At 68.1% G+C, this 22722-nt stretch carries 17 protein-coding genes and 1 tRNA gene; 10 read left to right on the top strand and 8 right to left on the bottom strand.

The annotated features are described in order from the left end of the window. Positions 1–83: 83 nt before the first annotated feature. Positions 84–160, top strand: a tRNA-His gene (locus AC07NX_RS01075). A 60-nt stretch (positions 161–220) separates the two neighbouring features. Here AC07NX_RS01075 and AC07NX_RS01070 read toward each other — a convergent pair. Together AC07NX_RS01070 and AC07NX_RS01065 are read right to left on the bottom strand one after the other, a co-directional pair. Beyond that, positions 221–364: a hypothetical protein gene (locus AC07NX_RS01070; RefSeq protein WP_494638341.1), complete on the bottom strand. Its 144-nt coding sequence runs from the start codon at positions 362–364 to the stop codon at positions 221–223. Positions 365–544: 180 nt separating this feature from the next. Continuing rightward, a complete protein-coding gene (locus AC07NX_RS01065) occupies positions 545–967 on the bottom strand; it encodes a helix-turn-helix domain-containing protein (RefSeq protein WP_494638340.1) in 423 nt (140 codons plus the stop codon). A gap of 181 nt (positions 968–1148) precedes the next feature. Between AC07NX_RS01065 and AC07NX_RS01060 the strand changes: the two genes are divergently transcribed. Both AC07NX_RS01060 and AC07NX_RS01055 read left to right on the top strand, forming a co-directional pair. Beyond that, complete coding sequence (locus AC07NX_RS01060; protein WP_494638338.1) at positions 1149–2138, top strand: NAD(P)/FAD-dependent oxidoreductase; 990 nt, start codon at positions 1149–1151, stop codon at positions 2136–2138. A gap of 27 nt (positions 2139–2165) precedes the next feature. After that, a complete protein-coding gene (locus tag AC07NX_RS01055) occupies positions 2166–3329 on the top strand; it encodes an acyl-CoA dehydrogenase family protein (RefSeq protein WP_494638336.1) in 1164 nt (387 codons plus the stop codon). A gap of 844 nt (positions 3330–4173) precedes the next feature. On the opposite strand, the gene AC07NX_RS01050 is transcribed toward AC07NX_RS01055, so the two are convergent. The 4 genes from AC07NX_RS01050 to AC07NX_RS01035 form a co-directional block, all read right to left on the bottom strand. After that, entirely contained in the window at positions 4174–4593 is a 420-nt protein-coding gene (locus AC07NX_RS01050; protein ID WP_494638334.1) for a GNAT family N-acetyltransferase, read from the bottom strand. A 98-nt stretch (positions 4594–4691) separates the two neighbouring features. Continuing rightward, positions 4692–9797 (bottom strand): N,N-dimethylformamidase beta subunit family domain-containing protein, encoded by a 5106-nt coding sequence (locus tag AC07NX_RS01045; RefSeq protein ID WP_494638332.1) that lies wholly within the window; start codon positions 9795–9797, stop codon positions 4692–4694. Between the two features lie 213 nt (positions 9798–10010). Next, a complete protein-coding gene (locus tag AC07NX_RS01040) occupies positions 10011–10208 on the bottom strand; it encodes a stress-induced protein (protein ID WP_081942556.1) in 198 nt (65 codons plus the stop codon). A 138-nt stretch (positions 10209–10346) separates the two neighbouring features. Next, a complete protein-coding gene (locus AC07NX_RS01035) occupies positions 10347–11276 on the bottom strand; it encodes a phytanoyl-CoA dioxygenase family protein (protein WP_494638330.1) in 930 nt (309 codons plus the stop codon). Positions 11277–11478: 202 nt separating this feature from the next. Here AC07NX_RS01035 and AC07NX_RS01030 point away from each other — a divergent pair, with 202 nt between their 5' ends. The 6 genes from AC07NX_RS01030 to AC07NX_RS01005 all read left to right on the top strand — a co-directional run bounded on the left by AC07NX_RS01030 (position 11479) and on the right by AC07NX_RS01005 (position 17822). Next, positions 11479–12174 (top strand): XrtA/PEP-CTERM system exopolysaccharide export protein, encoded by a 696-nt coding sequence (locus AC07NX_RS01030; RefSeq protein WP_494638328.1) that lies wholly within the window; start codon positions 11479–11481, stop codon positions 12172–12174. A 69-nt stretch (positions 12175–12243) separates the two neighbouring features. Next, entirely contained in the window at positions 12244–13608 is a 1365-nt protein-coding gene (locus AC07NX_RS01025) for a hypothetical protein (RefSeq protein ID WP_494638326.1), read from the top strand. 5 nt (positions 13609–13613) lie between these two features. Beyond that, on the top strand, positions 13614–14423 hold the full coding sequence (locus AC07NX_RS01020; protein WP_494638597.1) for a nucleotide-binding protein: 810 nt from the start codon (positions 13614–13616) through the stop codon (positions 14421–14423). A gap of 104 nt (positions 14424–14527) precedes the next feature. Then, positions 14528–15931 carry a TIGR03016 family PEP-CTERM system-associated outer membrane protein gene (locus AC07NX_RS01015; RefSeq protein WP_494638324.1) on the top strand — a complete coding sequence of 468 codons (1404 nt, stop codon included), beginning with the start codon at positions 14528–14530 and terminating at the stop codon, positions 15929–15931. Beyond that, entirely contained in the window at positions 15928–16812 is an 885-nt protein-coding gene (locus AC07NX_RS01010; RefSeq protein WP_494638322.1) for an XrtA system polysaccharide deacetylase, read from the top strand. The genes AC07NX_RS01015 and AC07NX_RS01010 overlap by 4 nt, the downstream gene beginning before the upstream one ends. Then, positions 16809–17822: a FemAB family XrtA/PEP-CTERM system-associated protein gene (locus AC07NX_RS01005; RefSeq protein ID WP_494638320.1), complete on the top strand. Its 1014-nt coding sequence runs from the start codon at positions 16809–16811 to the stop codon at positions 17820–17822. Before AC07NX_RS01010 ends, AC07NX_RS01005 begins: the two co-directional genes overlap by 4 nt. On the opposite strand, the gene AC07NX_RS01000 is transcribed toward AC07NX_RS01005, so the two are convergent. Beyond that, positions 17802–19019, bottom strand: coding sequence for a TIGR03087 family PEP-CTERM/XrtA system glycosyltransferase (locus tag AC07NX_RS01000; protein WP_494638318.1), 1218 nt, complete (start codon positions 19017–19019; stop codon positions 17802–17804). The two genes, AC07NX_RS01005 and AC07NX_RS01000, sit on opposite strands and share 21 nt — an antisense overlap. Positions 19020–19105: 86 nt before the next feature. On the opposite strand from AC07NX_RS01000, the gene asnB reads away from it, so the two are divergent. Beyond that, positions 19106–21088 (top strand): asparagine synthase (glutamine-hydrolyzing), encoded by a 1983-nt coding sequence (gene asnB, locus AC07NX_RS00995; protein WP_494638316.1) that lies wholly within the window; start codon positions 19106–19108, stop codon positions 21086–21088. A 145-nt stretch (positions 21089–21233) separates the two neighbouring features. On the opposite strand, the gene AC07NX_RS00990 is transcribed toward asnB, so the two are convergent. Beyond that, positions 21234–22499 (bottom strand): glycosyltransferase family 4 protein, encoded by a 1266-nt coding sequence (locus tag AC07NX_RS00990; protein WP_494638314.1) that lies wholly within the window; start codon positions 22497–22499, stop codon positions 21234–21236. Between the last annotated feature and the right edge of the window lie 223 nt (positions 22500–22722).

Raw genomic sequence — 22722 nt, 5'->3', positions numbered from 1 at the left:
CTCCGGGGCGTTTTCGTGTGGAAGGGCCGTTTCGGCGCTTGATCCGGCCCGCGCGTCCGACTAAAGACACTGCCTCGCGATACGCCGCCTTAGCTCAGTTGGTTAGAGCGCTAGATTGTGGATCTAGAGGTCCTCGGTTCGAGCCCGAGAGGTGGTACCATCGCAGAGCGTTGAAAAGCCCCGGGTTCCACCCTGGGGCTTTTTCGTCACCGGGCGGGGCCTAGGCCTGGCGGCCATGCAGGGCGGCCCAGACGCGCCAGCCGATCAGGGCGATCGCGACCCAGCCCGCCAGCAGGCCGGCCATCGGATGGGCTTGCCACCAATACCGAATGCGGACGACGGCCGCCCCCGAGGATATTCTCACCCCTACGCTCCCGACGATCGCGACCTTGCGCGTTTGCTCCCTGACCTGAAGGCTGCGCTTGAACGCGCGTTCGCGGAATGCGGCACAGCGCCGCTAGGGCGGCCTGTCGCGGCGACGACGGACGCCGGCCGGCTGGCCAAGCGCGTGGGCGAAACCGCCCACACTTTCGCCCGACGCGCCCTAGGACGTGGCCGTCGCCGGCTCGTCGTCGACCATCGCCTTGACCAGGTCGACGACCCGGCGACGCAGCCGCCGGTCGCTCAGCCGCGGAAACAGCCCGGCCAGCTCCAGCCCCTCCGGCGTGGCCACGAACTGGGTCATCCGCTGGGCGAATCCGTCGTCGACGTCGCCTCGCGAGGTCTCGTCCAGGCCCTCGAAGAAATAGGACACCGGCGACTGCAGCAGGCGCGCGGCCTCGTACAGCTTGGAGGCGCTGATGCGGTTGGCGCCGCGCTCGTATTTCTGGATCTGCTGGAAGGTGATGCCCAGGGCTTCGGCCAGCTGGGTCTGGCTGAGGCCCAGCACCTTTCGACGGATCCGAAGGCGTGCGCCCACATAGAGATCGACGGGGTGGGCCAGGTCGGAAGGGGGTTTGTCGGTCATCCGCGTCACGTTCCTCCGAGCGACCGCGCGCCCGCCCTCTGTCCAAGAGCGTGTGGTCCAGCTTGGTTAACGCAGAATAGACCCATGCGGCGGCCTTAGTCACGCCTCTGACACATCCGTAGCGCCCGCAAAATGGCCCGCCGGACTTGACGTTTGGCGCGAGCAGGGGTGTTTGCCGCCCATGGAGACCAAGCTGCGCGCGCGGGTGGCGGTGGCCGGCGCCGGCGCGATCGGATCGGCGGTGGCGCTGACCTTGGCGCGCGCCGGATTCGACGTCACGCTTTTCGACCCCAATCCCCCTGGCGACAACGCCTCCGGCGTGGCGGCCGGCATGCTGGCGCCGGTGGCCGAGGCGGTGTTCGACCCTGTCTCGACCCCCCATCTGGCCTTGCTGAGGCGCGCCCGCGACCGCTGGCCGGCCTTCGCCGAGGGGCTGGACCTGACGATCCTGCGGGACGGCCTGAGGATGGAGGGCGAGACGGCCTGGCTGGCCGGCGTCGCGGCCCGCCTCGAAGCCCTGGGCGTCGCTTTCCAGCGTCTGGACGGCGCCCTGGTCGACGACGAGGACTGGCGGATCGAGGCCCGGCCGGCCCTGGCCGCCCTGCGGGCCGCGTTCGAGGCCCTGGGCGGGCGTTTCGCGCCCCGCGCCTTCGCCGCCGCCGACCTGCCGGCCTTCTCCGCCGTCGTCCTGGCCACCGGCGCGGGCGACGGGGACGGCTTGGCGCCGGAGCTGGCGGCGCTCACGCCCATCAAGGGCCAGATCCTGCGCGCCGACCGCGGGCCGGCGGCCGGGCCGGTGATCCGGGGCGAGGGGGTCTATGTCTGTCCCGGCGAGAACCCGGCGATCGGGGCCACCATGGAGGTGGGCCGGGCCGACCTGGTCGTCGATCCGTCGGCGACGCGGGCCCTGCGCGCGGCGGCGATCCGCCTGCGCCCGGAGCTGGCCGAGGCGCGGATGACCACCGAGGTCGGCGTCCGCGCCGCCACGCCCGACGGCCTGCCGCTGGTCGGCTGGAGCGCGACGCCCGGCGTGATCCTGGCCGTGGGCGCCCGGCGCAACGGCTGGCTGCTGGCCCCGCTTGTGGCCGATCTGGTCGCGGCGTATCTGAAGGGTGATAACCCAGGCCCGGACGCCGCGTCGCTCGACGCGCGGCGGTTCTCGAGGACCTGAACCATAAAGACGACAGGGCCGGGGCGGATGCGCGGATTTGGGTTGACCGAGGACCAGGAAGCCATCCGCGATGGCGTCGCCAAGCTGTGCGCCGATTTCGACGACGAGTACTGGCGCCGCACCGACGAGACCGGGATCTTCCCCGAGGCGTTCGTGGCCGCCATCGCCGAGGGCGGCTGGCTGGGCGTGGCCATGCCCGAGAGCGTCGGCGGGGCGGGCCTGGGCCTGACCGAGGCGGCGATCATGATGCAGACCGTGGCCCAGTCGGGCGCGGGATTCTCGGGCGCCAGCGCCATCCACCTGAACATCTTCGGCCCGATGCCGATCGTGAAGTTCGGCACGGACGCCCAACGCGCCAGGCACCTGCCGCGGCTGATCTCGGGCCAGGACAAGATGTGCTTCGCGGTCACCGAGCCCAATTCGGGCCTGGACACCTCGAGCCTGGAGACCCGGGCCGAGAAGGTCGAGGGCGGCTACCGCCTGAACGGTCGCAAGATCTGGACGACCGGCGCCCAGCGGGCCAACAAGATCCTGATCATCGCCAGGACCACGCCCAAGGACCAGTGCGCCAAGCCGACCCAGGGCCTGTCGCTGTTCTATACCGACCGCGAGAAGATCGAGGCCAAGCCGATCCCCAAGATGGGGCGCAAGGCCGTCGAGTGTAACATGCTGTTCATCGAGGACCTGTTCGTGCCGGCCGACGACCTGGTCGGCGAGGAGGGCAAGGGCTTCGCCTACCTGCTGCACGGCCTCAATCCCGAGCGGGTGCTGTTCGCGGTCGAGGCCATCGGCCTGGGGCGGGCCGCTCTGGCCAAGGCGACCACCTACGCCAAGGAGCGCGTGGTGTTCGGCCGGCCGATCGGCCAGAACCAGGGCGTGGCCCATCCCTTGGCCAAGTCCTGGGCCGAACTGGAGGCCGCCAACCTGCTGGCCTTCAAGGCCGCGGCCCTCTATGACGCCGGCCAGGACTGCGGGGCCGAGGCCAACGCCGCCAAGTATCTGGGCGCGGAAGCCGGCTTCACGGCCTGCGAGGCCTCGGTCCTGGCCCATGGCGGCATGGGCTATGCCAAGGAATACGACGTCGAGCGCTATTTCCGCGAGGCGATGATCGCGCGGATCGCGCCGGTCAGCCGCGAGATGATCCTGAACTTCATCGCCGAACGGGTGCTGGGCCTGCCGAAGAGCTATTGAGGGCGGCCCTTTCGGGCCTTCTGCGTCATCCACCGCCGAGCCCCCTATGGCCCTTCGGGCCACCTCCCCCAGAGGGTGAGGAGCAAGCGCGATCCGGCCCTTCCCCTGGGGGGAAGGCGATCGCACAGCGATCGGTAGGGGGCGTTTTGAGATCGTTGGTCCGGGTTGCGGCCATCCGCCGATTACTCCCCCCTCCGTCGGCTGCGCCGACACCTGCCCCACAGGGGGAGGACCTTGGTGGCGCGGCTTCGCGCTCTCACGCGGATCGCCGCTGAGCTGATGGAAAGGGTCGCGGAGCGCCGGACACCGTCCGGAGTGTTTGAGTAGTAACCGTTTCGACGAAGCCCAGATCGCTCCGCGCGGTCGTTATCCGGAAGCCTGCGGCGCTGAGCCCTGTTCGGGCCTCGCCGCCTTGAAGCCTCCGACGGGCGGGCCAGGTCAACGACACCCGGTCCCGGACCGCGAGCTTGTCAAAGCTCGCCTGCTGCTCCGTCGGCCCTCACGTCACGTCGTATCTGTATAACAGGCCCGACCGGCACCAGAGACGCGAGGTTTGACGAGACCCCTACACATGCGAGCCTCGGCCGAAGGAGCTACCCGCTCGATCGCCCCCCGCCGCCGCATCGGTCGCTGGCCATGCGCCCTTTCCCGCGACGAGGTGAGACCAGGATAAGGGGAGTTTCAGCGCCGAGGACTTGTGACGCTGATGTTTTCGCAAGGCATTGGACGTGATGGGTTTTCTCGCGGCACCGACGGGGATCCACGCGGCCCAATCCCCTACAGCCGTCATTCCCCTCCGTCCACCGCATGGGCGGGAATGACGGGATCAAAAGGGGAGGGCCCCCTACAGCTTCACCCGGAAATGGAACGCGTCCACCGCCAGGCCCTCGCGGAAATAGAAGCGATGCGCGCCCTCGCGGACCACATTGGAGATCAGCTCCAGGTGGCCGCAGCCCTCGCGCCGGGCCTCGGCCTTCAGCCAGTCCAGCAGCGCCTTGCCGTGGCCCTTCGACCGGACCCGCGCGTCGGCCACCAGGTCGTCGACGCTGAGGAACCGGCCGCAGTACAGCATGTCCGCCATCCGATACCCGGCCACGGCCCGCGCCACGCCATCCTGCGCAGCATAGGCCAGCCGGAACCCGTCGCTGGCCATCAGCTGGCGGATCCGGACGACATAGGTCTCGCGTTCGAGCTGAGGGCGCAGCTGAGCCATCACCTCGAAGGTGGCCAGGATCTCGGCGTCGGTGCGGGCGGGGATGATCATGGGGGGAGGTTTAGGCGATCCCCCGGCCCCCTCTCAACCGTCATCCCGGGCCTTGCGCCTACCCGCACCGACACAAGGCCTCTGTGGCTATCTAAGGTTCACAGGATGAAATCCCCGGCGGAAAGAGAGAACAGGCCATCAAGCCGCACGACCATCTCGGCCGAGCCGCCCGTGCCGTTGTCGAATTGCACGTCGGTCACGCCCCCCGAGACGACGTAGCGGATCGAGGCGACGCCGCCGCCGCTGAAACCGCCTGTGCCGTTGAAGACGAACTGGCCCGGCGACAGGGCCGAGACGTCGATGAGGTCGCCGCCCGCCACGCCGGCGCCGTCGAACCCCGCGAGCACGTCTCGCGCCAAGGCGCTCGACTCGCCGAAGGCGCGATAGACGAAGGTGTCGGCTCCGCCGCCGCCGGTCAGTCGATCCGCGCCGGCGCCGCCGTACAGGACGTCGTCGCCGGCCCCGCCGTTGAGCTGGTCGGCGCCGCCGTCGCCGTTGATGACGTCGCGGCCGCTCGAGCCGGTCAGGATATCGTTGCCGCCCAGTCCGGAAATCGAGGCGACGCCGACGACCGAGGCGAAGATGGAGAAATCCAGGGTGTTGGCGTTGGAACTGCCCCGCACCGCCTGGCCGCTGCCGTCGAACACCTCGATCGTGCTGATGTTCGCGGTCCTTTCCAGGACCGCCGCGCCGCCGGCGGGATCGACCCGCAGCGTGTCCGTTCCATCGCCGCCGATCAGCGTGTCGAACTGCCCCTCGGCGGCGCGGATCAGCAGGATGTCGTTCCCCCGACCGCCGTCCACCCGGTCCGTGCCGCTGCCGCCATCGAGCGTGTCGTCGCCGGCGTCGCCGAACAGTTGATCGGCTCCGCCCAGTCCCCGGATTGTGTCGTCGCCACGCCCGCCGTTCAGGGTATTGGCGCCGTTCGTGCCGGTGAGGACGACGCCCGCGGTGGTTTGGCCGTTGATGGTTATGGTGACCACCGCGATGTCGCTGATCAGGCCGTCCGAGACGGTGTAGGCAAAGCTGTCGGTCGCCGTCTGGCCGCTGGCCAGCGTGTCGAAGGCTCCGTTCGGGTCATAGGTGAAAGCCCCCGACGCGTTCAGGGTCAACCGGGCGCCGGAGGCGAGCGGCGTCGCGGTCCCCAGCCCGCTCGCGCCGCCATTCAGCGCGACCACGCTCAGCGCGTTCCCGTCCGGATCGCGATCCAGGCCGGCGAGGTTGGTGATGACGTTGCCGGTCAGCACGACGGCCTCCCCGGTCGCGAAGACGTCGTCGCCCGCCACCGGCGCATCGTTGCGGCCGTCCATCCGCAAGGTCGCGGTGTTGGGCGTGGTGTTGACGCCGTCCGACACCCGGTAGCTCGCCGTGATGGTTTCAAAGGCCCCCTGCGCCAGGTCGTTGAACTGCGACGGCGACAGCGTCAGCACGCCGGAAGGCTGGAGGCTGTAGGCCACGACGCGCGAAGCGTTGGACGAGGTCACCGTCAGGTTCTGAACCGACAGCGGCTGGCCCTCGGGATCGGTCGCGGCGGCCAGCAGGTTGATGTCGAGCGGGGGCGTCGCGTCCTCGTTGCTCGTTCCCGCATTGATCGGGCTGACGGTCGGCGGCGCGTTCGACGCGGGGGGCGTCACATTGACCGTCACTGTCCCCGTCGCGCTGCCGCCGAAGCCGTCGATCACGAAGTACTCGAAGCTCGCCGCCCCGACGAAGCCCGTGCTCGGCGTGAAGGTGACGGTTCCCGTCGCGGCGTTGAGCCCCGCCGTTCCGTTGACCGCGTTCCCGACGGCGCTGACGGTGAGCGCGTCGCTATCGGCGTCGGTGTCTCCGGCCAGCAGTGTCGCCGCCGCCAGCTGGAGGGGCGTATCGCGCGCGGTGGTCGCAGCCTCGGCGTCGGCGACCGGCGCGTCGTTGAGATCCACCGAGAGCACGACCTGGCTCGCCTGCGCGCCGGCCGTGGCGGCATCGGCGTCGACCTGCCGCCCCTTGCCGGCGACGTTGAGGAAAACGCCCTCGCTGGTCACGGTGAAGTCGCTCGCCGTCAGCGGCGTAACCGCTCCCGCCTGATTGGTGAAGCCGCGCTGACTGATGATCGACACGCCGCGGACCATCGGCAGCAGCCCGTCGGCGTCGCTGAGCCGCACGCCGTTGAAGGGCTTGTCCTGGGCGCTGGCGAACGCGACATAGGCTTGGCTGAACACCGCCGGGTCGAGGGGAAACTGGATTTGGAGGGTCAGCGCGCCGAGATCGACCGCCGCGAGCCCGTACTGTCCGTTGCCGATGGCGGACGGATCGGCGTTCGGCAGGTTGGCGAATTCGACGGCGCCCTGCGTGGTGTTGACGGTAGCGGTCTGCCTCGCGCTGGCGGTTGGGTATAGCGTGTCCGGCGTCGGGCCGAAGATGTACTCCGCCGTGATGGAGCGGCCGGCGAAGGTCGCCGGTCCGGCCGGACCCTCGGTCAGGTCGGTGACGGCCACGGTGATCGCCTGCTGAACCGCCGGCGCGATCCCGTCGGAGACGCTGACCGTCAGGGCATACTGGTTATCGCCCCCCGTATCCCGCGGCGCCTCGAAATCCGGCGCGGCCAGGAAGCGCAGTTCGCCGGTGCTCGCATTGATCGTGAACAGCGCCCGATCGTCGCCGGCCACGATGGCGTAGGTCAACGCATTCCCGTCCGGGTCGGTCGCGCTGGGCGCGCCGACGAGCGTGCTGTTCTCAGCCATCGAGAAGGCGGCGCCCGAGGTGAACACCGGCGGCCTATTGGCGCCGTTTGGCGGGTCGAACACCACGTCGACCCAGTAGTTTCCGGCGTTGTAGCTGTGGTTGGGGAACTGCAGGCCGGCCCCGTAGGCATAGACGCCATTGCCGCCGACCTGGCTGCTCGCCGGGGCGCTCAGCACGCCGAACGGCTCGTTGTAGGTGGTCGAGAAATAGTTGTCGGCCGCCAGGTAGTTGTTGTCGGTCTTGTAGGAGGCGACGTAGAGGGCGCCGGCCTGGATCGTGACCGGCGTCGTCAGCGTCGCGACCTGCCAGCCGGATTGGCCCGGCGCGGAATTGAAGGTCACCGTCGCGAGCAGGGTTCCGTTGGCCGCCCAGAGATGCCCCTGGCGCTGGTCGGTGTCGCTGGAATCGCCGGCCGCGCGGAAATAGCGAAGCGAGGTGATCGCGCCGCCCTGCGTCGCCTGAAACTTGACGCCGAGCTCGACCGCCTGCCCGTCACTGTAAAGCTGGCCCGTGGGTGTGACCGTGGATCCGAACAGACTGAAGGTCTCCGGCGTCTGTGGCGCGGTGACCGTGACGACATCGGTGGCCAGCTGGTTGGCGGGGCGGATGTTCAGGCTGTCATCGACGGCCCGCGCCTTGATGGTGTAGACGCCCTGCGTGGTCGGCGTCCAGCTGTAGGTCCAGTTCGCCGTGCCTTGCGCCACCCTCCAGTTCAGCCCGCCGTCGATCGACACCTCGATGAGGGCGACGCGGCCGTCGTCGTTCGACGGGTCATTGTCGATATCGGCGGCCGAGCCGCTGATCGTCACCGGCGACAAGGCGCTGACGCTGTCGGGCAAATCGTTCAGCGTGGTGGTCGCGGCGATCCGATCATTGGAGCCGAGCGCCCGCACCAGCCCCTGCGATTGCAGGATAGCGTCCGAAACGCCGGGCTGGATGCCCATGTCGGCGAACATGTTGATGGTGAACTGCTGCAGCGTCGCCGATTGGATGTTGGCGCCGTAGGGGCTGGAATCGTGCTGGTTGCTGAGACCCCAGCTCCAGAACACCGTGCCGGCGCCGAACACCAGGGCGCCGCTTGGGGCGCGGTAGAGCGACAGGTTGTGGGTCGCCGTGCCGGGCTCCGTGCGATTGCCCTGGTCGGTCAGGATCTGGCTCCAGGGAATCGTCGTTTCCGAGAGCTTGATCAGGCCCGCGGGGCGGAACGCGTCGACTGGCGATGAGTCCCATTCGTAGCCGAGGATGCCGGGGGCGATGTCGAGCGCGCCGTTCGGTCCGACGCTGGTGTTGCGCCATACCCGCAGCCCCGCATAGGCGGCGGGTATGTCGAGCGCTCCGCCGAACTCGCCCGTGCCGTCGGGGCCGAACAACTGGCCGGTGAGCGCGTTTTCGGGCTCCGCGCCGACGGCGTTCGGATTGCCGACAAAGCGAAGGTCGCGCCAGGTGCCGGTCCACTCGTTCGACGGGTCGACGTTGGGGTAGTCCTGCGGCCCGGCCCCCAGCGAATAGTTGAACTTGGTCTCCTTGTAGCAGACCAGTGTTCGATACTCGACGCCATCGACGATGCTGCTTTCCCAGCGCGTCTTCCAGTAGACCTCGTTGCCGCTCCAGAAGAGCAGGTTCACGCCGGCGTCACGGGCGGCCTCCACGTTGGCGCGCTGGGGGCCGGACCAGTACTCGTCATGGCCGACGGAGATGAAGGCCTTGTGGCTGGTGAGGTAGTTCGCGCCCAGGCGGTCGGTGTCCACACCCGAAAGATAGGAGACGCTGTAGCCGTTCTTCTCGAGCCAATAGAGCGCCGCGTAGTCCGCGCCGAACAGATAGTCTTGCCCGCCGGCATAGGTGCCGCCGCCCCCGCGGGTGATGAAGGGGCGGTTGTAGCTGACCGCGAACGCCCGGTCCTGGCCGGACGGGTTTTGATCCGGCGCGATGTTGGCCGGCTGGTCGAAACCGCCGTAGAGGTTTGCACCGACCTGTCCATTGCGCCCGCCCCAGCCGTTATAGGCTTGCCAGGTGGTGTCGGAGGTCTGCAGCAGAATGTCGCTCGTGCCGCCGTCGTCGCGGACGATGAAGGGGACCTGGTTGGTGGCGCCGTTGTCCGTGCGCACCAGCTTGGCCAGATAGACCCCCGAGACGGCGTCGGCCGGCGTCGCCCAACTGGCGCTGACCGACCAGTTGCCGGCGTCGACGAGGCCTCGGGAGTCGGTGATCGGGTCCGGTTGCCGAACGCCGGTGAGGCCGTTCAAGGTGGTGACCAGGGTCGCGCCGTCGCCCCCGTAGTAGCCAAGCCGATAGATCTCGATGCGGTAGGGAGCGGTCGCGCCCTGAGCGACATTGAGGTTGATCTTGAACGAGACCGTGCTGCCGTTGTCGACGCTGAACTGGGTGGCGAAGCCTTCGATCTGGTTGCTGGCGGGCGCGTCCCAGACACTTCTGGGCGTCCCCGGCTTCTGGTTTTCAAGAACGATCGGGTTGACCACCGCCCGCCTCCTGCGCGTGCCGGGCCGGCTGGTGTCCAGGTGACATCACTTCAGTGCGACGGCGGCTCGGCCCGAAACGCTGACCTCATTCTGGTGGTGGTCGTCGTATCATTTCATGGGTTTCGAGTGGGATGGCTGGGTCGTCGCGACGGTTCCGCCTCCAAGTCGGGCTCGGCCTTTCAGGCCGCGCCCCTCCCTTGGCCGATGGGCGCCTCAATCGGGTTCCTTATGGCTCGACGAGGATGCTCCGCCGATACGGCCCGCGCGGGCGGCAAGTTCCCGGTTCTGAGAGAAGCTGCGTTTCCCAGGCGGCACGCTGGCGCCGCCGCGAGCAGCGATTTCCCGGCGGCGTTCCGGGCTGAAGGCGGCGAAGCCGCGCTTGGTTTTGGGCTTTTCACCATCGAGCGTCATGACCGCCTCCATCCGATGATGGAGTTGGCCCGCGCGCCTGGAAGTGATCCCCCTCTTATGTTGGTTTGAAGGCCATTCGGGGGAACAGGGGCTGACCTCCAGCGAACTCGGCGGCCGCCGTGAGCGCGATCAACGCGGCTAAAAGGGGCACCCCCTTCGCGCGCGCGTATGGGGCCGCTGGCGCAGCAGAAGGCGGTTGCAATAGGCGTCCACCATCGCCTCGCTCTCCACGGGGTCGTAGCGGAATGCGAATATGGGCAGCAGCGAATACTGCACCTGGAGCATCAGGCGCGGGCCTGTGGTCGGGCGGCCGCCACAGTGCACCCCCAAGGTGTCGGCCATGAAGGTGGTGCCCATCGGCCCCGTCACGATCGCTATTTTGTGCCCCCCGAAGCGCGTTTCAATTTCGAGTTGCGTGTAGGCCCTCATGGTCAATCCGAAGGCGGTGTCGTGGGATCTTCGAACGAAACAGTGCGGGCCCGAGCCAGCGTCGACGTCCGACAGATAGATGAACAGCTTCAGGAAGCGCCAGTCGTCGACATCGCGATGAAAGCTCTGAAACCGCGTGGCCTCGCGGCTGAACGGGAATGTCCAGCGCACGCCGATGCTTGAAATCGTGGGTTTGCAGCCCAGATAGTCCGCCGCGATCCGCAGAACCCGCGGCGTGTTCACGAGCGTCAGCAGACCTGGACAGGCAAGGACGGTCTCCAGGCTGTAATCCGCCGCGGCGGCGCCCGCCGGTATCTGTTCGATAGGGAGGCGCGCGCCGTTCGGCGCGGCGACCATGTTGCCGCGGAAATAGTCGGCGATCCGTTTGACCTCGACCGGGGGAACGAGGGGCGGCAGCATGGCCAGCCCCTCCTTCCTGAGGTCGGCCAGCGCGGCTTTGCACGTCCCGTCGCGTGGCCAGGTCACCGGTCCGCCCTGTCGCACGCGCACGGCCGCGGCGATGAGAAACGACAGGGCGCGGCGGATCACGGGCGCGGTCGCCATCCGCTGTCCGTAGTAGAACAGCGCGCGTCGCGCCTGGAACCCGGGCCCAGGCTTGAGCCGAGCATAGGGGATCATGGTGCCCTCGTGGTGTGGTGCGGCATCTCGCCCGGGGGCCGAATAGCGCCTTCTCACCGGCCGACGATCCATCATTCGACATAGTCATGATCGTCCCAGTGTTCCTATTCATGAGGTGCAACCGCTCGATCGTTCAGCGGCGAGCGGAGATCTGGGGCGACGCCACGTGGCCCCGGGTCGCAGGCGTAAAAGGGGCCAGACATTGGAACGTCGACTGTCGAGTATCTCCGCGGCCACTGACGGATCGTCCGGGCGACGGACCCTCAAGATCAGCATTGCGCGTCATTGGCGGAAGCTCGGCGTTGTGAGCTTGCTCTGCGCGGTGATCCCGCTAGCCGCCAACGCCCAGCCCGCCACGGACCTTGGCCGACCAGCGGCCGTGTCGGAGGCGGCCGACTACCTCATCGGGCCGGGCGACATCCTCCAGATTTTCGTCTGGAAGAACCCTGACCTTTCGGTGGAAGCGCCGGTCCGCCCCGACGGTCGGATCACCACCCCGCTGGTGCAGGACATCCAGGCGCAGGGCCGCCGGCCGACGGAACTGGCCGAAAACCTCCAACGGTCGCTTTCCAACTACATCCAGGAGCCGGTGGTCACTGTCGTGGTGAAAGCCTTCGCCGCGCCAGGCAACTCGGCCGCGGTCCGTGTCATCGGGGCGGCCGTGACGCCCAAGACGGTCCCGTATCGGGCCGGGCTCACCGCGCTGGACGTGCTGATCGATGTTGGCGGCCTCACCATGTTCGCCAATGGCAATGGGGCCAAACTGCTGAGGCGTGAGAACGGCGCCTACCAGTCCTACCCGCTGCGGCTCAAGGACCTGGTCCGATCGGGCGACCTGCAAGCCAACGTGAACCTGATGCCGGGCGACATCATCCGCATTCCTGAACGGATGTTCTGACCTGGCCCATCGGCCTTCAATACCGACCGCGCCCCGGGGCGAGGCCGGTTTCGAGAGAGTAGTGCTTCCATGCTCGATCCCCTCTTCACGCTCATCAGGAACGAAAGCCGCCGGATCTGGTGCTACCGCTGGCTGGCGGCCGCGACCACCGTGGTCCTGTGGGGCGGCGCGGCGACCTACGTTCTTCATCTCCCGAACGTGTATGACGCCTGGGGGCAGATCTACGTGAACGGCCAGACGCCGCTCGCCGCCACCGCCGAGGGCATGTCTCTGGTGGGGGAGGGCTATGGCAGCCCCTACGTCGTCCAGAAGACGCTGCTCAACGACGTCAACCTCGAGAAGGTCGTGCGGCAGATGGATCCGGCGGCGGCGTCGATGGACCGGGCCGCCCTTGAGGTGGAGATGACCCGGCTCAGGAAGAAAATCCACCTGGCGCGAGACCCGGGAGAGGATTTCGTCGAGCTTCATGTCACGGACAAGGACCCGGTTCGCGCGCGCGACGTGGTGCGGCTGTTGTTGAACCAGTTCGTCGCCCGCAACGTGGATCGCGCTCAAGCCGATCTCGGACGGGCGGGCCAGTTCCTCGACGAGCAGGTGGCTTCCTACGCCGCGATGGTCGCCGCCTCGCAAGTCAAGATCGCCGAATTTCGGAAAAGCCACCCCGCGGTGTCCGCCACGACGGTCGACACGGGCTTCCAGGACCAGGGGCTGGCCCCCGCGCCCGTCGCCCAGGCGGCTTCGCCGCCAAGGTCATTCGCCGCCAGCAGACGCGTGTCGGAGCTGGAGTCGCAACTCACCGCTCTCCGCGCCACCTACACCGAACAGTATCCGGACGTTATCGCGACCCGCCGGCAGCTCGCCGAAGCGATCCGCGCGCGCGATCTTGAGGAGAGGGCTGCCCTGACCACCGCAGGCCGATCGCCGGCCCTGGTCGGGGGATATCGGCCGCGGCGGATCATGCCCGCCCCGATCCCGCCCGAGGTCGCTTCGGAATGGGCCAATTTGCAGAAGAACGACGAGGTGCTTCGCAACGCCTACCAGCAACTGCTCAACAAGCGTGTCGCCACCCGGATGTCACAGGCCGTCTACGGCGCCGACGGCGTTGGCAAGTACCAGGTCACCCGGGAGCCCACGGTTCCGACGGTTCCGACCGGGCCGCACCGCCTCCTCTACCTGGCCCTGGCCGGATTGCTCGCGGTCGCCGGCGGGCTGGGGGCGGGATGGCTGCGCGCCGCCACAAGGAGCATATTCGTGTCGACGCAGGAGCTGGAACAGGCTGTACAGCTTCCCGTGATCGGCACGCTGTCCTGGGAGCCCGCATGGAGCGCCCGGCCGACTCGACTGGCGCGCGCGCCTAGAAGCATCCGCGGCGCGGCGCCGAACCCCCCCATCATCCTGAAATCCTATCGTACAACCTGGGATTACCGGCCGTGAGCAACATGCCTCAAATCCTCCCGAGCCTCGTCGCGACCGACTCCAGGGCCCTGACGACCAACAACCGCGACACGCCTATGGTCCAGAACCTGTGGACACGCGCCGGAGAGTTGAAGCGGGTCGGCGTGGTCGCCCCCCCTCGCTTCGACGAATCCCGCACGCGCGAGGAGTTCCGGGTCCTGAAGCGACACATGCTGGCGCGGATGGAAGCGGATGTCGGGCCCTACGATCCCCGGACGATCCTGATCACCAGCGCTTCGCCTGGGGAAGGCAAGACCACGATGACCCTCGGGCTCGCCTTGAGCTTCATGTTTGAGCACGACCGTCGCGTCGTCCTCATCGACACCGACATGGGCGGTTCCGAGCTCTCCAAGCGCATGAAGCTCGGCGACCAGCTGGGACTTCTCGACTACCTGGACGACGAGGATCTGGAAGTCAGCGATATCCTGTACCCAACCAGCGTCCGGGGCGTTTACGCCGTCCCGTTCGGCCGGCCCCGCGTAACGGCGCCAGAGCTGATGGCCGGCCAACGCATGGGTCGCCTGATCGAGACGCTGCACCACGGAACCGAGGAGCGGATCGTGATCATGGACTCCGGCTCGGTGCTCTCCTGCAGCGTGACCGTCTCGCTGGCCAAGCACGCCGGCCAGATCCTCTTCATCGCGGCCATGGGCGAGTCCAAGCGGGCGGAAGTCGACGAAGGACTGGGCATCCTGCATCGCCACGCGGGTCCGCTTGACGCGGCGCGTGTCGCGCTGGTGTTCAACAAGACCGACCGGTCGCAGTCGCACGTTCGCTATTCCAGGCGGCATTGAGCCGGCCGGCTCGGGGGAAACGGCAGAACATGTCTTGCGAACACCCCTCGCGGCGGAGACCTCATCCCGGCGGCACGTGGGCCGTGCTCTTCTGTACAACCTGCATGACCCTGACCGGAGGCATTGCGCCAGCCGCGGAACCCGCCGATCAGCGCCCGTTCTCGATCACCCCGACCTTGGGCGTGCAGGGCGTCTACACGGACAATGCGCGCGTCACCGCCTCCGACAGGAGGTCGGACTTCATCCTGCGTGGCCTGCTCGGCGCGGACGTGAAGCTCGCCACCAGCCGCGTGACGGCCCAGGCTGTCGGCGAGGCGTCCTACGACGCCTATTCGCGCCTGTCGGAACTCAACGGATGGTCCGTGTCCGGCAACGGCGCCGCGAACCTGCAACTGATCAGGAACACCCTCGCCATCGAGGCCGAAGGCGCGGTCACCAATGGCGCCATCTCGACATTCGGCGCCCCCGCCACCCAGCGTCACGGCGCCGGCCAGCGCGTCCGGCTGTCCACCTACACCGTGGGCCCGCGCCTGACGATGACGCGGGGCGACCACGTCGACGTCGCGGCGGCGGCGCGCTTCTCGCAGGTCTTCTACGCGACGGACGACCGCGGTTCCAAGGGGAGGCTGCCGGAAGACGACAGCATCGTCCAGCTGGTCGGCAGCATTGGCAGCGGCGCGCGGCTGCGGCGATACGAATGGCTGACCACCGGCGAGTTCGTCAAGAACGACCATGGCTACAGGGCCGCGAACGCGACCCAGTCGGTGTTCGTGGGGCTCCGGCCGAAAGTCCGCCTGATTTCGCGCCTCGGCTATGAGCGCGTCACGCCGCCGGGCCTTGCGCGCATCACCGCGCCGATCGCCAGCGCCGGTTTGGAGTTCACGCCGAACGCGCGCTCGAAGATCAGCGTCGAAGGCGGCAGGCGATACCACCGCACCGCCTGGGCGGCGGACGCCAATTTCCAGGTCTCGCGGACCTTGCTTCTGATCGGCGCCTATTCGAAGACGATCCAGCCGGGCCAGGTCGCCGTGGCCAGATCGTTCCGCGAGTTCGTCCAGCGCAGCGCCCAATTGCAGCCGGCGAACGCGCCGACGGGCTTCACATTCGACGGCAACCTCTACGGCGAGACATCGGTGTACAGGTCCGGCGATCTGCGCGCGATCTATACCGGCGCCACCGATTCCCTGACGGCCTCGGGAAGCTGGACGAACAGGACCTTCCTGCGATCGGGCGGCCGCGACCGGACCTTCATCGGTCAAGTGGGCTACACCCGGCGTCTTCGACCGGATCTCACGCTCTCCCTCGGAACGAACTACAGCCACACCTATGAGAGCCTGCTCTATGGGGCGAGCAAGACGCACGGCTTCTCCGGCCGCCTGGCCTACAAGATCAATCCGAGAACCGAGTTCGACACCCGGTTCGATCGGACCAAAAGCCGGCAGCTCTTCCCAGGCGGCGAACGGATCACCGAGAACGCCGTCTCCATCGGCTTCAGGAGGACCTTTTGAACCGCCGGGGTCAGAGATCGGCCGCGCCGCCCGCCCAGGTCATCAATGGTCTCTCCGTCGACGTGGAAGACTACTTCCAGGTCCAGGCCCTTGCCTCCATCTACCCGCGCGCGGACTGGGAGGGGTGCGAATCCCGGGTGGAGCGCAACACGCAGCTTATCCTCGACGTGTTCGCCGAGGCGGGCGTCAGGGCCACCTTCTTCACCCTGGGCTGGATCGCCGTCCGCCACCCTGGCCTCGTCCGCCGCATCGCCGACGCCGGCCACGAGGTCGCCAGCCACGGCTTCAGTCACATCCGGGTGGACAGCCAGACGCCCGAGGCCTTCCGCGACGACGTTCGCAAATCGCGTCTGGTTCTGGAAGAAATCGCCGGTGTGCCGGTGCGGGGCTATCGCGCCGCGACCTTCAGCGTTGGGCCGCACACGCCCTGGGCTTGGCGGACGCTGGAGGAAGAGGGCTACGCGTACAGCTCGAGCGTCTATCCGGTCGCCCGGGACTTCTATGGCGTGCCGGACGCGCCGCGCACCGCCTACCGACCTGACGGCGCCACGACGCTGGTCGAGATTCCAATCTCCACCGTCCGGTTCGGCGCGCGCAACTGGCCTTGCGGCGGCGGCGGCTATTTCCGGCTGCTGCCCTACTGGCTTTCCCGCGCCGCCATCGACCGCGTGAACCGCGTCGATGACATGCCCGCCGTCTTCTACATCCATCCCTGGGAACTGGACCCCGGACAGCCGCGCGCCAGGGGCGCGCCGCTCAAGTCCCGCCTTCGCCACTACGTGAACCTGTCCAAGACGCACGACCGCCTGAGGCGGCTGGCCCGCGACTTTCGCTGGGACCGGATAGATCGCGCCTTCAACCTGGCCGGAGGCCCTCGATGACGCCGACTTCCGAGCAACAGTGGGATGAGTTCGTTCTCAACCATCCCGACGCCACCTTCTTTCACCGATCGGCATGGCGCGACGTGGCGAGCCAGGTCTTCGGTCACCGGGCCCACTATCTGACCGAGCGGCGCGACGACGGAAGCCTCGCGGCGATCCTGCCGATGGTGGAGATCCGCAGCCGCCTTTTCGGCCATGCCCTGATCTCGAACGCCTTCTGCGTTGGCGGCGGCCCGCTCGCATCGGATGCGGATTCTTTCGCCGCCATCCTGGACCAGGCCGAAACACTGGGACGCAAGCTGGGGGTCGACTATGTCGAGTTGCGCGACCTGCCCGTGGCCCCCGGGAACTGGCGCGCGCGGGGTGACCTCTATGCCGGCTTTGAAGCGCCGATCGCCGCGGCCGAGGAGGACAATTTCGAGCAGCTGCCCAAAAGGCAGCGGGCTCTCCTCCGCAGGGTTTTTGCGCGCGGCATGACCAGCCGCGTCGAGACCTCTCCTCAGGTGTTCTACGAACTCTATTCTCGCACCATGAGGAACCACGGCACGCCCGCCTTGCCGCCACGGTTCTTCGAGCGGCTGTACTCGGTGTTCGGATCGGACTGCGACATCCTGACGGTGAGTTCCGAAGGCCGACCCATCAGCTCGGTCCTGAGTTTCTACTTTCGTGGCCGGGTCCTGCCCTACTATACCGGCAGCCTGCTGGAAGCGCGCGCCCTTGGGGGCAATGACCTGATGCTCTGGGCCCTCATGCGGCACGCTGTGGAACGCGGCTGCACCACCTTCGATTTCGGGCGCAGCAAGGTCGGAACGGGTCCCTACGAGTTCAAGCGCCACTGGGGCTTCGAGCCACGGCCGATCACGCATCAATATCGATTGCTGAAGTCCAAGGTCCTGCCGAACGTCAACCCTACGAACCCGCGCTACGCCGCGCTGATCGGAATCTGGCGGCGGCTGCCCTTGCCAGTCGCCAACGCCATTTCCCCGATCCTAAGCCGCAGTCTGGCCTGAAAGCGGCTTGACCAAGTCGGCGATGAGCCGGTCCATCGCCTCGAGTTGGGCGTCCCAGCGATGGTGGCGCTGCACGAACCGCCGGCCGCGGGAGCCCAGGTCCGCAGGGGCGACGCCCAACAACACGTCCGCGACCGCCATCGCGAAGCCCTGAGCGTCCGCCCCTACCAGAACATCGCGCCCGGGTCGCGCGGCGATGCCGTCAAGAGCGTCGGGCGTGGCCACGACGGGACGCCCGGCGGCCAGGCCTTCGAGCACCTTGTTCTGGATCCCGCGAGCGATGCGCAGCGGCGCGACCACGACCGCCGCTCCCGCGAGGTAGGGCCGGACGTCCGGCACCGTGCCGGTCACCTCGACTCCTGGCGTCGCGCGCAGGGCCAACACGCGCGCGGCGGGCGCCGCGCCGACGATGCGAAAAACCGCGTCGGGTCTACGCTCACGGACTTTCGGCAGGATCTCGCGCACGAACCATTCGGCGCCGTCGATGTTCGGCTCGTAGTCCATACGCCCGCAGAAGACGATCGTCGGTTGGAGGTCCGGGTTCGGAATCACCCCGAAGCAATCGGCGGCCACCCCGTTGGTGATGACGTGCAGCTTGTCAGCGCCGTCGGGCTGAAAGTTCGCCAGCAGCCGCCGTTCGGTCTCGGAGACCAGGATCCCGGCGACCGCCGCGTCGAGGGCGCGCCGCTCGAAGCGGATCAGCCGCCGCGTCTCGGCGGCGTAGATCCAGCGCGCGGGGGCCGGGGCGCGTTCGGCGTAGGCGCGCCACTTCTCGGCGTCCGCATCGACGAAATCCACCACCAGGCGCGCGCCGGGGCGCATCCGGCCGACGACGTACTGGGCCATGGCGGAGGAGAAGACGAAGACCACGTCCGGGCGGACCTCCCGCAGCACGTCCTCGATCCAGCGTTCAAGCATCGGATGCCGAAAACGCGCCACGCTCAGGGGCGCCCCGACAACCGCCGCCCAGGCCATGTTGCGGGCGCGACGGAAGCGGTCGAGAGGGGCGAAGCAGGCGTCGCGATAGCGGGCCTTCGCCATCGGCAGGCTCCGCAGGTCAGCCAGGTCGTCCGCCCCCGCACCGAGCCAGACCTCATGCCGCGCGGCGAGATGCTCCAGGATATGGAACGCCCGGATCTTGTCGCCCTTGTCAGGCGGGAAGGGCACGCGGTGTGCGAGGAACAGAATTTTCGCCATCGGGGGTCGTCCTCGCCTTTTGACAGACCCGCCACGACGCGGCGGAGCCAAACTCCAGTCCTCGTAGCGGCGGACCTGGAGGCAGCATGTGCGGGATCGCGGGCCTGTTCGATATCAAAGGATCACGGACATACGATCCGGCGCTGATCCGGCGCATGATCGCCGCGATCGCCCACCGCGGTCCCGATGGCGCGGGCGTCCATCTTCAGCCTGGCGTGGCGCTCGGCCATCGACGGCTGGCCATTATCGACATCGTGGGCGGCGCTCAGCCGATGGAGACCCGCGATGGGGCCCTCACCGTCGTTTTCAATGGCGAGATCTACAACTTCCATGAGCTGCGGGGTGAACTGGAGGCCAAGGGCGCGCGCTTCGAGACCCGCAGCGACACGGAAGTGTTGCTGCATGGATGGCGCGCATGGCGGGAGGTTCTGTTCTCGAAGCTACAGGGACAGTTCGCGTTCGCGCTTTGGGATCGGGATGAGCAGACGCTGGTCCTCGGGCGCGACCACTTTGGGAAGAAGCCGCTGCACTATCAGGTGAGTCCCGACGGGACCCTGGCGTTCGCCTCCGAGATCAAGGCCCTGCTGACCCTGCCTGAAGCCGATCGCGCCTTGGACGCGCAGGCGGTCGAGGACTTCTTCACCTACGGCTATGTGCCTGACCCGAAGACCATCTATCGTTCCATCCGGAAGCTGCCGGCCGGGCACTACCTGTTGGCCCGGCGCGGGCGCCTGCCGGAGATTCGTCGATACTGGTCCTTGCTGGAGACCGCGCCGGCGTCGGGAACCGCGACTCCCGAGCTTCTGGTGGAAACACTGGCCGCGGCGGTCAAGCGTCGCCTCGTCTCCGACGTGCCCTTGGGGGCGCTGTTGTCGGGCGGCGTCGATTCAAGCGCCGTCGTCGCCCTGATGGCGTTGCAGGCCGGGCGCCCCATCGACACCTTCTCAATCGCGTTCGGCGACCGGGATTTCGATGAAACCTCCTACGCCCGCGCCGTGGCCGAACGCTATGCGACGCATCACGACGTCCGCCGGGTGAGCGCCGACGATTTCGAGCTGATGGGGCGACTGCCGGAAATCCATGATGAGCCGTTTGGCGACGTCTCGGCGATCCCCACCTTCGCCGTATGCGCCCAGGCCCGGCGATCGGTGACGGTGGCCATGTCGGGCGACGGCGGCGACGAGGCGCTCGCCGGCTATCGACGCCACGCCTTCCACTGCGTCGGGGAGCGCGTGCGCGCCCACGTCGCGCCGTCCGTGCGCGCTCGCCTGCTCGGCCCGCTGGCGGACATCTATCCGCGCGGCGCCTGGCTCCCACGGCCCCTCCGCGCGAAGACCACCCTGCGCGAACTGTCGCTGGATTCCGCGAGCGCCTACGCCCGCATGTCCTCCGCGCTCCCCGAAGAGGCGCGGGCGGCCCTGCTGACAACCGATTTCCGAAAGGCGCTGGGAGGCTACGACGCCGGCGACATCATTCGCACGGCGTTCAATGTGGACGCGCCGCTGGATCCCCTGCAACGCGCCCAATACGCCGACATCATGACCTATCTGCCCGGCGACATCCTGACCAAGGTGGACCGGGCGAGCATGGCCAATTCCCTGGAGGTCAGGTCGCCGATGCTCGACCCGCGGTTCGTCGCCATGTCCTTCTGGCTGCCTCCGGCCCTCAAGCTGTCGCGCGCGAGCGGCGGCAAGGCCATCCTCAAGCGCGCCATGGAGCCCTACCTGCCGCGCGATCTGCTCTACCGGCCCAAGCAAGGCTTCTCGGTGCCCCTTGCGCGCTGGTTCCGAGGTCCCTTGCGAGAGGCGATCCTTCGCCTGGCGGACAGTCCGCACCTACGCGACTGCGGCATGATCGACACCGGGCGTGTGAGGAAGATGGCCGTCGAGCATGTCGAGGGGTTCCAGGATCACTCCAAGGCGCTCTGGTTGACCTGGGTGTTCGACGCCTTCCTGGCGCACAACGCCGCATCCGGCGCTCAGGCGGCCAACGACTGGCGCGATGAGGACCCGTCGCCGAGCGACTGGGGGACCGCCACGCGGCCCGCGGCGTCATCGACTCTGGTCTAATAATACCAACGGCCTTTATCCCAATGGTTCTCCCCCTTACCAACAGTCGTCATCCCGGGCCCGGGATGACGAGGAGGAGGGGGAAAGCGGGGAGCCGAACTTTAAAGGCGCCTAGTCTGAGCGTTGACCGTCCAGCGGTCCGCCATCACGGCGCCGCTGGGGCACATACGCCATTCTCCGGTTCGCCGAGGAGATGGCGAGCGAGGTCCAGGACGCCCGGGGCGTGTCTGCCTTCGAACCCCGCCGCGGCCGCCCCATCCAGCAAGGCCTTGTTGGCTTCGCCGATCCTGGTCCAGCTGAAGGCCTCCGCGTAGCGCCGGGTCTCCGTCCGGCTCGGCATGTTTCGACGCAGGAGGTCCAGCGCTTCCACCAGACCTTCCGGCGTGCGTCGGTTCATGAGCACGCCCGCGGCGTCCGACCGAACGACCTCCTCGGCGCCGTTGACGTTTGTAGCGACCACCGGCGTGCCGCAGGCCATCGCCTCAAGCAGCACGTTCGCCCAGCCCTCCCGCGAGGAAGCCAACACCAGGACGTCGGCCGCGGCATAGACGCTCGGCAGGTCGGCGTGCGCGACTTCACCGAGGAAGCGGACGCGGCCGGCGACGCCCAGGCGCCTGGCATGAGCTTCCAGCGCCGCGCGCAGGGGGCCGCCCCCCGCGATGAGGAGATTGCAGTCGGGGCGTTGCGCGAGCGCCTCAAGGACAAGGTCGACTCCTTTTCGCGGGATGAGGCCGCCCACGCAGAGCAGCGTGAATCCGTCCAGCCCGAGGGCCGCGCGCGCGGCGGCCCTGTCTTGTGGGTGAAAAAGCCCAAGATCGACACCATTGCGCAGGACCATGGTCCGATCCTCGGGCGCGCCAAGGGCGATCAGCCGACGCCTCAGGTCGCCGCAGACCGTGACCATGGCGCTCGCCTGATGGGCCGCCCAGCGGATCCGTCGGCGGGCGCCGGTTTCGTCGGGGATCAAGGTGAGGTCCGTTCCTCGGCCGGTGATGATCACCGGCAGCCGAAGGGCCTGCCCTAGACGCGCGGCGGCGACGCCGTCCGGGTAGAAGTAGTGGGCGTCGATGACGTCGAACTGCTGGCCGGCCGCCCGCAGCTGGCGCGCGAGCGCGAGCCCGCGGCGAAAGAGCGCTTCGGGCGCATAGCCGGAGCCGACCTTCGGAATGACCAGGTAGCGCGGGTGCCAGACCTCGACGCCGTGCCGCACCTCGTGCCGCGGGACCCGGGCGAAGGTCGAGTAGCGACCGAAAAATTCGTGGGACAGCGGGAAATACGGCACCGGCGCAATGACGGTGGCCTCAATGCCGCCCCGCGCGATCGTCGCTCGGAGCCGGTTCTCGACGAACACCCCGTGGTTCGGCTGAGCCGCGTTTGGATAAAGGGTCGAGAATACCAGGACACGGGTCACGCGGGAGCCTCTCGGAGCGGCGCACTCGTCCGGGATGTACGGAGAATGTCCGGGCGCCCGCATTTCAGAATGATGCATCGCCGGATCGACGCCCTGACCGCGCGCCCCGCTTGAGTGGCCGCTTTCATCGTCGACGACCCGAAAGGTGATCATTCGACAGGGCGGCGGTCCAGTCCGCCGAAGTTAATTGGGGTTAACCGTGGCGGGCCCGACGAGGCGCCGC

Source organism: Caulobacter sp. GW821-FHT09A05, from assembly GCF_059418465.1.
This window is presented reverse-complemented; position numbering and strand designations above follow the sequence as displayed.